Source organism: Methylobacterium sp. AC832 (assembly GCF_979256025.1).
Genome location: NZ_CEEDMV010000085.1, coordinates 1 through 234, shown reverse-complemented (window position 1 = coordinate 234; position 234 = coordinate 1). Strand labels below are relative to the sequence as shown.

Sequence of the window (234 nt, the reverse complement as noted above, 5' to 3'; positions counted from 1 at the left end):
GACGTGCTGCGCGGCCCGACCTCGGGCCTTTTTGGGCTCAACGATCCGGGGGGCCTCGTCAACTTCATCACCAAGACGCCGACGGTCGAGCCGCTGCGGGAAATCTTTAGTTCCTATGGCAGCTTCAACCGCACGCAGTTCGGCTTCGACCTGAGCGGCCCGCTCAACCCTGAGAAGACGATCCTCTACCGGATCACCGGCCAGCTGCGCGAAGGCGGCACGCAAGTGGATTAC

Annotated in this window: 1 pseudogene; it reads left to right on the top strand. The window is 63.2% G+C overall.

What is annotated here, in order from left to right:
* Positions 1 to 234 (top strand): annotated as a pseudogene (locus tag AC0IXR_RS25195) (TonB-dependent siderophore receptor); the annotation flags it as partial.